Source organism: Hymenobacter citatus (genome assembly GCF_014333615.1).
GTDB classification, from domain to species: Bacteria; Bacteroidota; Bacteroidia; order Cytophagales; family Hymenobacteraceae; genus Hymenobacter; species Hymenobacter citatus.
This window is the reverse complement of record NZ_JACSCY010000004.1, coordinates 329,872-342,675: the sequence shown is the minus strand read 5'-3', so window position 1 is coordinate 342,675 and position 12,804 is coordinate 329,872. Positions and strand designations below refer to the sequence as shown.

The window sequence follows — 12,804 nt, the reverse complement described above, 5'->3', positions numbered from 1 at the left end:
ACTTTTACCTGAACAATTCGTGTATGGCTTGGGTGCCCGGTTGGGTAGGGCATCGGCCTTTCCTGACCGTCATGCTGATGATAGCCCGTCATTTCGAACGCAGTGAGAAATCTCGCGTGCCACGGTAATTTCCTGACGATTGGAATTACCGTGGCACGCGAGATTTCTCACTGCGTTCGAAATGACGTTCTTTCTTACCCTATCCCGCGTTAAAATCCGCATCTTCGTTTCTTCAATCCGCGTTTTTCACTGTACTCTGTGCCTCGTTTTCTCTCCGTCATTCTCAAAGCACTGCTGGGCCTGGTTGGGCTGGTGCTGTTGTTGGTGATTGGGTTGCTGATTGCGCTGCGCATCCCCACGGTGCAAACGCGGCTGGTGCAACGCGCCGCCACGGTACTCACCGAGAAGCTGGGCCAACCCGTTCGCATCGACCGGGTAGACATTCGGCCGTTTTCCAGGGTGCTGCTGGAGGGCGTGCAGGTGCTGGATAGGCGTGGCAATGAACTGTTCAACATTGGTCGCGCCGATGCCGACATCAGCCTATTTTCGGTTTTCGACCCGAGCCACCTGCACGTGGGACAGCTCACGCTGGAGGAGCCGCGGTTTGCACTAATTACTTACGCCAACGAGCCTGATTCTACTAACCTGTCGCAGTTTATCAGCGCGGTGCAGCGGCTGGTGGGGCCGAGTGATACCACCAAAGTCAGCAAGCCGTTTGATTTTCAGATTGAGAAAATTGGGTTGCGCAACGGCCGCTTTATCCTGGACCGTCGCGACGAGCCCCGCGCCCCTACCTACGGCCAGGCCGTGGACTACGCCCACATGCGCGCCGACAGCATTTACGCCGATTTCAGCCATATCCGGCTGGTAGGCGACACGGTGGCGGCGCGCATCCAAGGGCTGCGTACCATCGAAAGCAACTCCGATACCCGCGTGCGGGAGCTGTCGGCGGATATGGTGTATGCGCCCAAGTTTTGGGAGTTTGCCGATCTGATGCTGCGTGTGGAGAACAGCCGCATCAGCAACTACATCCGCTTCGACTACGACCACTTCCTGAATTTTGCCGATTTCAACGATTCGGTGCAGGTGACGGCGCGCCTGCAACCCTCACGCCTGTACTCTGATGACATCGCCAAGTTTGCCCCGCAGATAGAAGACCTGAACGAAACCGTGCTCATCTCGGGGCAGGCCAAGGGCTACGTGCGGCGCTTCGACACCAAAAACCTCGACATTCGCTACGGCCGCAACACCCACGTGGTGGGCGACATCAGCGTGGATGGCCTACCCAACTTCACGGAGAGCTTTATTGAGGCCCGCCTGCGCAACTCGGTGGTAGATGGGCGCGACTTGCGCCGCTACATTCCGGCCAGTGGGCGTGGCTACGTAGACCGCCTGGGCGCGGTGAAGATGAACGGGCACTTCCTGGGCTACTACAACGACTTTGTGGCCAACGGCTCGTTTGATACGCCGCTGGGCAAGGTAGTGTCCGACGTCAACCTAAAGTTCAAAACCGACCCGCGCTACTCCAGCTACGAGGGCCAGATCAAGACCACCGATTTCCAGCTGGGCCGCCTGCTGGGCGACCAGAGCGTGATTCGGGACGTGACCATGAATGGGCGCGTGCAGGGGGTAGGCTTTACCAAGGAGGCGGCACGGGTGCAGGCCAATGCCACCGTGCAGCGCATTTGGCTGAATGGCTACCGCTACCACAACATTGCCATCAACGGGAATTTCCGCCAGCAGGCGTTCCAGGGCAAGGTGTCGGTGAATGACCCCAACGTGAAGCTGGCGGCCAATGGCACCGTGAACCTACGTACCGGCGCCGAGGCCTTCGACCTGCGCGCCGATGTGGACCGCGCCAACCTGCGCGCTCTGGGCCTCACCAACCAGAACGTGACGCTGGCCACCACGGCCGATGTGCAGTTTCAGGGTCTGCGCCTCGACGAGCTGGAGGGTAGGGTGCTGCTGCGCAACTCTCGCCTGGGCTATAAGGGCAACACCGTGCCCATCGACACCTTTGATGTGGTGAGCACGCGCCAGGACGGCCAGCGCCTCACCACCTTGCGCTCGGAAGTGCTGGACGTGCGCGCCAAGGGCAATTTCGACTACACCCGCGTGCTAGACGACGTGCAGCGGCTGGTAGAGGAATACCGCCTCAACTTTGAAAGCAACGACGCGGCCATTGCCGACTATTACCGCCGCAAGCGTCTGCGTCCTACCCCCGAGTATCAGATTGATTTAGACCTGTATATCAAGCAGATCAACCCGGTACTGCATTTGTTTATGCCCCAGCTCACGGTGTCGGATTACTCGCGGGTGGATGGGTCGTTCCGTAACGGCAACACGTCGATTTTCACGCTGGGTGGGCATTTCGATGAGATTCGCTACGACTCGGTGCGGGTGCAGGATACCGATTTCAGTGTGACAACCTCCAAGCTGCCCAACCAGCCCGAGGTACTGGCCCAGGCCAGCATCACGTCGGCCAAGCAGCACTTGCCGGGCCTGGGCGCTACGGAGAACTTCTACGTGGAGGGCGTATGGGACCAGGAAAAAATCAACTTTTCGACGGCGCTGGCGCAGACCAACACCACCAACCGCGCCCAGATTAACGGCTCGCTGGCCTTCCTACCCGACGCCGTACAGGTGGTGTTCCGGCAATCGGGTGTGAACCTGCTAGACAAGCAGTGGACCATTGCGGCCGATAACGCGGTGGTGATTTCCAGTGGCGGCAAGGAAATCGACATCAAAAACTTTATTATTTCCAACGGCGCGCAGAGCATCAGCGCCCAGGGCGCCATCTCGCGCGACCCGGCCAAGGAGCTGGCTATCAGCGTACAGAACTTTGCGCTGCAAACGCTGGGCGACTTCACCGACAACCGCCTGAAGGGCCGCGTGAACATGCAAGGCACTGTAAGCGGTGTGTTCAATCAACTAGCCATTGATGCCGATCTGAAGGTGGATTCGTTGCGCCTCGACGACGTATTGCTGGGCGATGTGGAGGGCAAAGGCACCTGGGACGCGCCCAACGCCCGCATGGCCGTGAACCTGGACGTGGAGCGCGACAACCGCCGCGTGCTGAACGTGACGGGCACCTTTGCCCCGCAGGACGGCCCCAACCAGCTGAACCTGGTAGGCGTGCTCGACGAGGCCCCCGTGAAGCTGGCCGAGCCCATTCTGAACACCCTGTTCAAGGACCTGAGCGGCACAGCAGTGGGTAGGTTGCAGCTGACGGGCAGGCTGGCCGCACCTCATCTGGTAGGCACGCTGGACGTGGCCGATGGCAAGCTCACGTTTATCTACCTGGGCACCACCTACACGTTCTCCGACCGCATCACCTTCACCGACGACCGCATTGCCCTGAACAACATCCGGCTGTCGGACCCGCTGGGCAACTTTGGCACCGTAGACGGCAATATTTACCACGACGGCTTCCAGAATATGCGGCTGGATTTGCGGGCCAACTTCCGCAAGCTGCAAGCCCTGAATACCATCCGCAAAGACAACGACCTGTACTTCGGGACGGCCTACGCCACCGGTACAGCGCGCGTATCGGGGCCAACGGATGATCTGTTGGTGAACGTATCGGCGCGGAGCGAGGCGGGCACACGGGTGTTCCTACCCTTCGACAACGCGGCCAAGGCCCAGCAGGCCAATTACATCCGGTTTGTCAACCACAACATTCGGGACACCACCACCGTGCGGGTAGCCACCGATACGGCCAAGGTAGACCTCTCGGGGCTGCGGCTGAACATGAACCTGGACGTGACGCCCGACGCCTACGTGGAGATTTTGCTGGATGAAAGCACCGGCGACATCATCCGGGGCACGGCCAGCGGGCAGCTTCGCCTGAACATTGATACCCGCGGCGACTTCAATATGTATGGGCAGATTGAGATTGTGCGCGGCGCCTACAACTTCACCCTGCAAGGCCTTGTTAATAAAGAGTTTATCGTGCGGCCGGGCGGTACCATTGCCTGGAACGGCGACCCGCTGCAAGGCCAGATGAACCTGACGGCTGCCTACACACAGCGTACTTCGGTGGCGCCGCTGCTGGCCGGCAACTCCTCGGTAGTGCCCGTGACGGCGGTGATGAACCTGAGCGGCCCCCTGCTCCTACCCCAGATCAATCTGAACCTGGAGTTCAACGATATTCCGTCGTCGCTGGAAGGGGATTTGGCGCCGTTCCTGTCGGCCCTGCGCAACGATGAGCAGGAGCTGAACCGGCAGGTATTCAGCCTGATTGTATTCCGGCAGCTCACCTCGCCAGGTACGTTGTCGTCGGTGTCGTTTCGGGGGTCGGATAACGCTTTTGGTAACAGCGTGGGGCAAGTGCTGAGTACCCAGCTCAGCGTGCTCACCTCCCAAATCGACCCCAACCTGGAGATTAGCTTCAACCTGAACGGCTTGAGCGCCGAGCAGTTACAGGCCTTGCAGGTGCGCCTGAGCTATTCTTTCCTGAACGGGCGTCTGCGCATCACGCGCGAGGGTGGCTTCACCAACAACTACAACGCGGCCAATACTGCGCCGGGCAGCACCGTGCCGGTGCAAGGCTCCCTGCTCGGCGACTTGAGCCTGGAGTACTACCTGCGCCCCGACGGCAAGTTCCGGGCGCGCCTACGCTATGAGACGACGCCGCGCGACTACTCGTCTATTGCCAACCTACAAAACCAGCAGCGCGCTGGCCTCAGCTTGCTGCACACCGAGCAGTTTAACTCGTTCCGGGAGTTATTTGCCCGCAAGCGCGTGCGCCGCCGCGATGCCGCCCGCAAAGAGCTGAACATCGACGACGACCCGCGCACGAACATCAAGTAGGGGCGCCTTGCAGGTGCCCCTCGTTGCACGAATCGTCGGATAGTAAAACAACCTCAGCAACGACGGGCGCCTGCAAGGCGCCCCTACAGCACCAACTTATAGCCAATGCCGCGCACATTTAGGATTTGCACCTGCGGGTCGGCGCGGAGGTAGCGGCGCAGGCGGGTGATGAACACGTCGAGGCTGCGGCCGTTGAAAAAATGGTCTTGCCCCCAAAGGTCGAGCAGCACGGTGGAGCGCTCCAACACGTGGTTGCGGTGGTCGTAGAGGCGCAGCAGCAGCTCCGATTCGCGGTGCGTCAGCTCGATTTCGGTGTCGGCCAGCCGCAGCTTTTGCTGGGTAGGCGCGAATACGTAGCGGCCTATCTGCAAGGGTTGTTGAGGCGTGGTATCCGTGGTAGGCACGGTACGTTGTAATAGCGCCCGAATGCGTACCACTAGCTCGTCCATACTGAAAGGCTTCTTGAGGTAGTCGTTGCCGCCTAGTTCGAAGCCGCGCACTACGTCGGCGGGTTGGGAGCGGGCCGTGAGAAAGATGATGGGCACCGTGGTATTTTCGCGCCGTAGCTGCTCGGCCAGCGAAAAGCCGTCCAAGCGCGGCAGCATCACATCAGCCACCACAATATCGGGCGTGGTTTGGCGAAACAGGCGTAGCCCTTCTTCCCCATCGGCGGCGTGCTCTACTGCAAAGCCGCGCACCTCCAAGCTATCCTTAACAATCAAGGCCAGCGAGGCTTCGTCTTCGATGAGCAGGATGGTAGGCATAGGCAATGCAGAACGTCATTTCGAACGCAGTGAGAAATCTCGCGTGCTTCCGGTAATTTTTTAACGATTGAATTAGTGTTGCACGCGAGATTTCTCACTGCATTCGAAATGACGCTCTGACTTTACGCGCCCCTACGGCAGCCACACCGAAAACGCGCTGCCCCTCCCCTGCTCGCTGCGCAAATGCAGGTGGCCGCCGTGCCGCTCTACTACCTGCCGCACATAGTACAATCCCAATCCAAAGCCCTTGACCGGGTGCAGGTTACCAGTAGGCACCCGAAAGAACCGGTCGAACACAGCGGGCTGATAATCAGCCGCAATGCCCAGACCATCGTCGGCCACAGTGAGGCGCCAGCCGCTGGACTCGGGCTGGCCCTGAATGCGGATGGTGACCTGCTCGCGGGAGTATTTAATGGCGTTGTCGATGAGGTTGCTGATGACGTTGCGCAGGTGCAGCCGGTCGCAATGCACTGCGGTGGCGGCCACATCCACCTCAAACTGCACGGGCTTGGGGCTAGTAAGCTGGTGCTGCTGCACCAGCTCGGCCACCAGCTCGGCGGGCCGTACGGTTTCGGGTGTCAGTTGCAGCGGCTCGCGCTCGGCCACGGCCATGTGCAGCACGTGCTCCACCAACCCCGACAGCCGCGCCAGCTCCTGCTGCGAAATAGCGAGGTAGACTTCGGCCCGCTGCGGATGCTGCATGGCCCCGAAGTGCTGCAATGCCTCCACCGCCGCCGCTACCGTAGCAATGGGCGTTTTTAGCTCGTGGGTCATGTTGTTGATGAAGTCTTCCCGAATCTCTGATAGCTTTTTCTGGCGCAGGATGGTGCTTAGCATCAGCCCAAAGCAAGCCGTGGTCAGCACTAATAGCCCCACAGAGCCCGCCAGCAAGCCGCCCATCTGCCGCAACAGGTAGGGCACCGGCGGCCGGAACGAAGCCCGCACGGCTACACCCGGCAGGTGGGGTAGGGCCACGGCGGGCGTTTGCACGGGGTAGCCCGCGGGCGCGGCCACCTGTTGGGCGCGTCGGTTGGTGGCCGTGGCCAGCGTATCAAATAGAAAGGCCGTTTCGGCCTGGCGCTGGCGCAGTTCGGCCTGGTATGCCTCGGCTAGTTGGCTGAGGTTGAGGGTAGGCGTGGCGGCGTGGCGCAGCAACAGTTGCAGAAACGCCTGGGCCACGCTGTCGTCTTGCCGGCGGGCGGCCAGGGCGCCAGTCGGCCGTTGGCTGCCCGCTTGCCAGAGCTGTTGCAGCTGTGTGCGGTCAGCTGCATCGAGCTGCCGGATGGGTAGGGCCACGCGGCCGTAGCGGCTACCCGCCGTGGCTGGTTGCAGCAGCGTTTGCACGGCCGCCAACTGTTCCTGCTGCACTACGGCCAGCAGCGCCTCGTGGGCCGTGCGGGCAAACTGCGCCGTGTTCAGCTGGTAGGTAGAGTAGAGCCAATAGGCCTGAAACCCATTGATTCCCAGCATGCATAGGCTGATCAGCCAGAAGATAATGCGCAGGCGATTTTTCATGGGCGGCATGGCTGAGGGGACAGTACCTGCAAGTACGGCCGATGCGGATAGGGAATCAAGCCGTTAACATTCTTTAACACAAAATAACAGTCGTTTACGTGCGCGTGGCGGTCCTTTACACCACCTGTCATCCTGAGCAGCGCGAAGGACTTTATCACGTTTGCACAACTGCACGAACGACTTTTCTGACGTGATAAGGTCCTTCGCGCCGCTCAGGATGACAGGTGGTGTTTGATTACTAGCTACCGACCACTGTATATAACTGTATATATGCGTTCATATTCCCGCTTGAATACTATAGCCGGCTGGGCCGTGTTTGCCCTGAGCCTGCTGGTGTATTTGCTCACGTTGGAGCCCACGGCCTCGTTCTGGGACTGCGGCGAGTTCATCGCCTGCTCCTATAAGCTGCTTGTGCCCCACCCGCCCGGCGCCCCCACCTTCCTCTTGCTCGGCCGCCTGGTCTCGCTGCTTAGCTTCGGCGACGTGACGAAAGTGGCCGTGCTCGTCAACGGCCTCTCGGCTGTGAGCAGCGCTTTCACCGTCTTGTTTCTGTTCTGGAGCATCACGCTGCTCGCGAAAAAGCTCGTGCTGCGCCGCCCCGGCCTGCACGACGACCGGGGCCTGGTCCCTACCCTAGGCCAAAGCCTGCTGATTGTGGGGGCCGGCGTGGTGGGTGCCCTCTCATTTGCCTTCTCCGACTCGTTCTGGTTCAACGCCGAGGAGGCGGAGGTGTATGCCATGTCGGCCTTGGGCACGGCGGCGGTGGTGTGGCTGATGCTGAAGTGGGAGAACCGCGCCGACGAGGCCGACTCTGACAAGTGGCTGGTGCTGCTGGCGTATGTGATTGGCCTGAGCATCGGCGTGCACCTGTTGAACCTGCTGGCCATTCCAGCCCTGGGCTTTCTCTACTATTTCCGCCGACAGGCGCGGCCTACCCTTTGGGGCGGTGTACTGACGTTGGGGGTAGGGCTGGGTATTGTCGGGGCCATTCTGGTGGGCATTATTCCGGGCTTGCCCACGCTGGCCGGCAACTTCGAGGTGTTCTTTGTCAATAGCGTGGGGCTGCCCTTCAATACCGGCTTGCTTTTGTTTGTGACGATGTTGATAGGGCTGATTTGGGTAGGCTTTCGGCAGAGCTTTCAGCGCCGCTCACAGCTGCTGAACACGTTTATGCTGTGCTTCGTGTTCATCCTGATCGGCTACTCGTCTTACCTGATTGTGCCGATTCGCAGCTCCTACCACCCCACCATCAACGAGAACGACCCCGAGGACGTGCTCAGCTTCGTCAGCTACCTCAAGCGCGAGCAGTATGGGTCGCGGCCGTTGCTGTATGGCCCCCATGTGTTTGCGCAGCCTATTGATCAGGTAGATGCTGGGCCGCGCTACGTGCGCCAGGGCGACAAATATGTGGTAGCCGAGCAGAAGCAGGAGTTGGTATATCGGGAGGAAGACAAAATGCTCCTCCCCCGTATCTATACCGATGCTGGCGTTGCCCAGCGCGTGCCTTACTACCAGAAGTGGGTCGACATTCGGGAGGGGGTGAAGCCGACGATGGGGCAGAACCTATCGTTTCTGTTTCGCTACCAGATGGGGCACATGTTCTGGCGCTACTTTTTGTGGAACTACGCCGGGCGCGAGTCGGACGTGCAGCAGGCCGGCACCGTGTGGCCCACCGAGACCAGCCAGGGCCTGCCCGAGCGCGTGGCTGAGAGCAAAGCCCGCAACCAGTTCTTTGCCATCCCGCTCATCCTAGGCCTGCTGGGCCTGTTCTACCAGGCCCGCCGCGACGGCAAGAATGCGCTGATCGTGGGCCTGCTGTTCGTCTTCACGGGCCTGGCCATCGTCGTGTACCTGAACCAGCCCCCGATTGAGCCGCGCGAGCGGGACTACACCTTCACGGGGGCCACCTATGCCTTTGCCATCTGGATCGGGCTGGGCGTGCTGGCCCTGGCCGACTTGCTGGGCAAAGTCGTGAAAGCCGACACGGCCCGCGCGGGCGCCGTGACGCTGCTCGGGCTGCTGGCCCCGGGCCTCTTGCTGGCCCAGGGCTGGGACGACCACGACCGCTCGGGCCGCTACAACTCCGTGGACTCGGCCAAGAACCTGCTCAACTCGTGCGCCCCGAACGCCATTTTGTTCACCAACGGCGACAACGACACCTTCCCCTTGTGGTACGCTCAGGAAGTAGAAGGCTTCCGAACTGATGTACGTATTGCGGTGCTACCCTATATGAACACCGACTGGCACATCGACCAGATGAGGCAGCGCAGTTACCAGTCGGCACCAGTAACCTTTTCGTTGGACAGCTCGCGCTACGCCCAGGGCACCAACGACTACTTGCCCTTCGTTGAAAACCCGAGTGTAGACGAAGTCAATCTGAAAGATTTTCTGCAGTTGGTGCAGGAAGACAGCGACTTACTGAAGGTCAGCTACGGCGAGGGCGGCCCTACCCTACTGTCCTTTCCATCGCCTACTTTCTATCTGCCCGTCGATACGGCGGCCGTGCTGCAAAGTGGTATCATCCCGAAGGAGCGACGTGACCAGTTGGTCAGCAAAATGACGTTTAATGTGAGCAAACGGGCGTTGGAGAAAAAGAGCCTGGCTATTCTGGATATGCTCGCCACCAACAACTGGAAACGGCCCGTGTACTTCGCTACCAGCGTGGCGCTATCGCAGGACCACTTGGGGCTGGAGCCATATTTTCAGCTGGAAGGGCTGGCTTGGCGGGTATTGCCCCTCAAAAATCCCGCCTACGACCCACGCGGCGAAACGGGCTACGTAGCAAAAGATATTCTGTATCAAAATATGATGCAGCGCTTCGCTTACCGCGGCCTCAACAATCCCAGCGTTTACCACGACGAAACCAACCTGATATTTCCGGCCAGCTACCGCGATAAATTCGTACGCCTGGCCAACGCCTACCTTGCTGTCGGCGATACGGCTACCGCCAGAAAAGTAGCTGACAAGTGCCTGGCTGTGCTCCCTGATGCGGCCATTTCGTACGATTACTACTCGCCGGCTCTGGTGCCCGCGTTGGTGGCCGGAGGCGAAGCCAAGCGCGCCCAGCAGTTGATGGACGTGCTCCTCGATCGTACCCAACGGGCATTAGCCTATTATAATAGTCACCCCAACCCCTTGATGGACCGGGAGCTAAGCCAGCATATGGGCACGGCGCAACAGCTCTACCTAGCCGCGCAACGGGTAGGCGACACTCGGAGAGCCGAGCGTGCCTACCAATTATTGGCGCCCTACCTGCGGTGAGATGGTGAGATGGTGAGATGGTGAGTGAAATACGGCCGTCATGTTGAGCGGAGCGCAGCGGAGTCGAAACATCTCTACTGATAGTAATTCCAACGAACAGCAACGAAGCGGTAGAGATGTTTCGACTTCGCTGCGCTCCGCCCAACATGACGGCCCTACCCAGACCCCCAGACCCCAAGACCCCAAGACCCTTAAAAAGCAACACTTCAAAAACTTCACGTTACTTTTGTCGGTATGGCCCAGGCGCGCTCCATTCGTAAAAAGACTCTCGGTAGCTATCCGCATACTATGGTGGTGTTCAGCATCACGCTGGCGCTGCTGGTAGTGGGGCTGTTTGGCACCTTGCTGATTTCGGGCTACAAAATCTCCAACCTCGTGAAGGAGAGCATCGAAATGCAGGTATACCTGGAGCGCGGCCTACCCGAAACCCAGCTTCTGCGCTTGCAGCAGGACTTTGCCAGCAAGCCCTACATTGCCTACAAGGGCAGCCAGCCGCAGGTGCGGTTTCTATCAAAGGAAGAAGGTGCCAAGGAGCTGATTGACCAAACTGGCGAGGATTTTCAGCAGTTTTTGGGCGACAACCCCCTGCGCGATGCCTATATCCTGCGCATCAACGCGGAGTACGCCGACTCGTTGCAACTCGGGCGTATTGTGCAGGAGCTGAAAAAGCAGGATGGTGTATTTGAGGTGCAGTACGTGCAGAGCCTCATCGATTCCATCAACCAAAACCTGCGCCGCTTTAGCTTGGTGCTGCTGGGCTTTGCGGTGGTGCTCACGGTGGTGGTCGTTATTCTGATCAACAATACCATCAAGCTGGCCCTGTTCTCGCAGCGCTTTCTCATTCGGAGTATGCAGCTGGTAGGCGCTACCTCAGCCTTTATTCAGTGGCCGTTTCTGAGGCGCGCTACCTGGCAGGGCGTGGCCAGCGGCGTACTAAGTGGGCTGCTGCTGTGGGGCTTGCTGCAATACGCGGCCCTCAACGTACCCGAAATTCAACTGTTTCTGGATCAGCGCCTGCTTTTGGTCCTGTTTGTGGTGATGGTAGCGCTGGGAGCCGGCATCGGCTTTTTCAGCTCCTATCGTGCCGTTAAAAAATACCTGCGCCTGTCGCTGGATGATTTGTATTAACTGGGGTCTTGGGGTCTTAGGGTCTTGGTTATTTGCCAGACATCCAACCAAGACCCCAAGCCCCTAAGCCCCCAAGACCCTACCCCCCATGAATCAACGTTTTGCTTTTGGCCCTCGCAACTACCGCCTGATGTTCATTGGGCTAGCGGTGCTGGCGGCCGGTTTTATTACGATGACCCTCGACTCGACCGATTACGGCGAAGGATTCCTGGGCATTACGCTCGGCCCTATTCTGCTGGTTATCGGGTTTCTGATTGAGTTCTGGGCTATTATGGCTAAACCCGGCGGACCGGTAGAAACCCCCAAGCCTACCACCGATACCATGCCCACGCCCTTAGCCACGCCACCTACCACGCCTGTGGCTCCGCCCGCCCCCACAGCACGCCCTACCTACAACAAGCCTCGCTCGTAAAAGCGCAGGCACCTTCTTACATTTCTGCTAGTCAGAACCAAAGCCAATAGCTAACCGCTATTGGCTATCAGTTTACGCACCATGACGTATTGGCAAGCCATCCTCCTGGCGATTGTGGAGGGACTTACCGAGTTTTTGCCCGTGTCCAGTACCGGGCACATGATTATCACTTCGGCCCTGCTGGGCATTACGGCTACCCCGTTCACCAAGCTCTACCTCGTCGTCATTCAACTGGGCGCTATCCTGTCGGTGCTGGTGGTATACTGGCGCCGGTTTTTTCAAAGCTTCGACTTCTATTTAAAACTATTAGTGGCTTTTCTGCCCATTGTAGTGGTAGGATTGCTGCTGAAAAAGCACATTGACGCACTGCTGGAATCGGTAACGGTGGTAGCCCTGATGCTCGTGGTGGGCGGCATAGTGCTGCTGTTTGTGGATAAGTGGTTTCCGCAAGAGCAGCAGGAACGCGGCGGCCACCCCGTAACCACGCCCAGCTACCGCGAGGCTTTTATGATTGGCTTGTTTCAGTGCTTGGCCGTGGTGCCAGGCGTGAGCCGCTCGGCCGCTACCATCATTGGGGGTCTTACTCAGAAGCTTACTCGCCGCGCCGCCGCCGAGTTTGCCTTCTTTCTAGCCATGCCCACCATGGCCGCCGCCGCCGCCAAAGACCTCCTCGACTACTACCAGGAAGCCACCGAGCAGGGCATCCAGCTAGGCGACCTGTTTTCGCACGATGAAGTGATGCAGCTGCTGGTAGGCAACGTAGTAGCCTTTGTGGTGGCGTTGCTGGCTATTCGGCTATTCGTGAATTTTGTGGCCAAGTACGGCTTCCGCGCCTTTGGTGTCTACCGTATCATCGTAGGCGGTATTCTGCTCTTGCTGATTGGCCTGAAAATCAACCTGCAACTCGTATAA

General features: G+C 59.2%; 7 protein-coding genes. 5 read left to right on the top strand and 2 right to left on the bottom strand.

Annotated elements, in window-relative coordinates; genetic code table 11:
* Nucleotides 1-258 precede the first annotated feature (258 nt).
* Nucleotides 259-4,812: a translocation/assembly module TamB domain-containing protein gene (locus H8B15_RS21255; protein ID WP_187319084.1), complete on the top strand. Its 4,554-nt coding sequence runs from the start codon at nt 259-261 to the stop codon at nt 4,810-4,812.
* An 83-nt stretch (nt 4,813-4,895) separates the two neighbouring features.
* Here the strand turns inward: H8B15_RS21255 and H8B15_RS07705 are convergent, their stop codons facing one another.
* Complete coding sequence (locus H8B15_RS07705; RefSeq protein WP_187319083.1) at nt 4,896-5,576, bottom strand: response regulator transcription factor; 681 nt, start codon at nt 5,574-5,576, stop codon at nt 4,896-4,898.
* 132 nt (nt 5,577-5,708) lie between these two features.
* Nucleotides 5,709-7,091, bottom strand: a complete 1,383-nt coding sequence (locus tag H8B15_RS07700; protein ID WP_187319082.1) for a sensor histidine kinase — start codon at nt 7,089-7,091, stop codon at nt 5,709-5,711.
* Nucleotides 7,092-7,361: 270 nt separating this feature from the next.
* Between H8B15_RS07700 and H8B15_RS07695 the strand changes: the two genes are divergently transcribed.
* The 4 genes from H8B15_RS07695 to H8B15_RS07680 all read left to right on the top strand — a co-directional run bounded on the left by H8B15_RS07695 (nt 7,362) and on the right by H8B15_RS07680 (nt 12,804).
* Nucleotides 7,362-10,352 (top strand): glycosyltransferase family 117 protein, encoded by a 2,991-nt coding sequence (locus H8B15_RS07695; protein WP_187319081.1) that lies wholly within the window; start codon nt 7,362-7,364, stop codon nt 10,350-10,352.
* 234 nt (nt 10,353-10,586) lie between these two features.
* The gene (locus H8B15_RS07690; protein WP_187319080.1) at nt 10,587-11,480 is read left to right on the top strand and encodes a cell division protein FtsX; all 894 of its coding nucleotides are present in this window, start codon (nt 10,587-10,589) and stop codon (nt 11,478-11,480) included.
* Between the two features lie 88 nt (nt 11,481-11,568).
* Nucleotides 11,569-11,892, top strand: coding sequence for a DUF3098 domain-containing protein (locus H8B15_RS21250; RefSeq protein ID WP_187319079.1), 324 nt, complete (start codon nt 11,569-11,571; stop codon nt 11,890-11,892).
* A gap of 81 nt (nt 11,893-11,973) precedes the next feature.
* Nucleotides 11,974-12,804, top strand: a complete 831-nt coding sequence (locus H8B15_RS07680) for an undecaprenyl-diphosphate phosphatase (protein ID WP_187319078.1) — start codon at nt 11,974-11,976, stop codon at nt 12,802-12,804.